The following is a 1,542-nucleotide window of genomic DNA, read 5'->3' as shown; positions in this document are numbered from 1 at the left end:
CAGAAGCTTTGTTTAAAGAGAGTTATGTATATTCATTTTCTTATATTACTTATAGGTTTTGAATGTTTCTCAAACCCTCAAAATACCTTCAAAACCCCTTTTTATATATATTACAGATTGTATTTACGTGTTTTGTGTAATATAGGTTGTTTATTTAAAACATTAACATATTGAAATATAATAACTTTTATTTTTTGATTGAAAAAAATATATAAAGGGGGGTAAAAGGACCCCTCAAAATACTCAAAATCTTCAAAACTCATAACCATAATGGTCTTGATAGCATTTCATATGAGTTACAAACTATCTTTTGAAAGGCTTTAAAGATTACATACTCTCATAAGACATGTTTTAATCATTCACTAAATGATCACTTTTGTCGATTCAATGTACTGACATAAACTGACAAATATATATTTACAGTTGTATTTATTTGTTATGGCTGTTTTAATAAGTTGTATTTTGAAAAATTCATAAAAATTAACTTATTGAAATATAATGATTTTAATTTTCTCTCATTTAAAAAAATGATATAGGTTCTAAAAAGAACTGACAAGACTGACAAAAGTTTATTAAAAGGGATTTTGCTCATCTCTATAATGATCAGTTTCTATTGAGATGTTTTCATAAGTGTTTTCATAACGGTCTATAAATCACAATTATCATATATCCTATTTATCATTTCTCTTATGAACATGAAAAATGATGCCATGGCTATAAAGCATATAACAGCTATAGAAAAAGCAAAAATGCAAATGAAAGCATTTGTTATAAAGACAGTCCCTATAAAGGCTGTTAAGTCTAAAATGTGTTATTAAAAGAAATTAACAGAAATCTTAAAAGCCATTTAGTGACAAAATTGATAGGTTATAAAGTTTAAAATACGCATTATGAGAGCGTTTCTAAATATTATAAATGTATAGATTCAGAAAATAACGCAATCGTTTCATAAAACCTATAATATAGCTTTAAAAGCACATAAATATAAAAGAAGCAATTAATAAGCATAAGATATTATCAATACACAACGTATTTAAAAAATATAAAAAAATATCAAAAAAAGATAAAATATTATTTGACAATAAATACGTATTTTGTTATATAAGTACTCAAGTGATCAAAACACTTTGTGATTAGCGGATAGATTACGAAACAATCTTTCCAAAGCTTTTAAAAACTGGCTATCTTTTATGCTATGATTAGCATATATGATAATTTTGTCGGGTGTAGTTACGCCATAAAATACTCTTATGAGAAAAGCGTAACAACGGACTAATCACCGTGTTTTGAACGCCCGACGCCCCTTATAGGGTGTCAATTTCAAAACTCTTGATTAGGACATATTAGTATGAATACTACAGTAAAAACCTCCCCCGTTATCTCTTCTATTTCAAATGAAACTGTGCTTGTTAATAAACAAAATCCTGCAAAAAAATACGAATTTATTGATGATTGTGAATATATCGATGGTCATTTCTTAACTCGAATTAGAGCCTTAAGAGATTTTGATGATGTCAAAAAAGGCGATTTAGGGGGGTATAT

General features: G+C 27.0%; 1 pseudogene. It reads left to right on the top strand.

Annotated features, from left to right (window positions below):
• Positions 1-1,348: 1,348 nt before the first annotated feature.
• Positions 1,349-1,542: pseudogene (locus ACFILA_RS09460) on the top strand (hypothetical protein); the annotation flags it as partial.

The organism is Bartonella sp. CL71SXKL, from assembly GCF_042194935.1.
Lineage (GTDB): Bacteria > Pseudomonadota > Alphaproteobacteria > Rhizobiales > Rhizobiaceae > Bartonella.
Note: the sequence above shows the minus strand (reverse complement) of the source record. Positions and strands in the feature narration are given on the sequence as shown.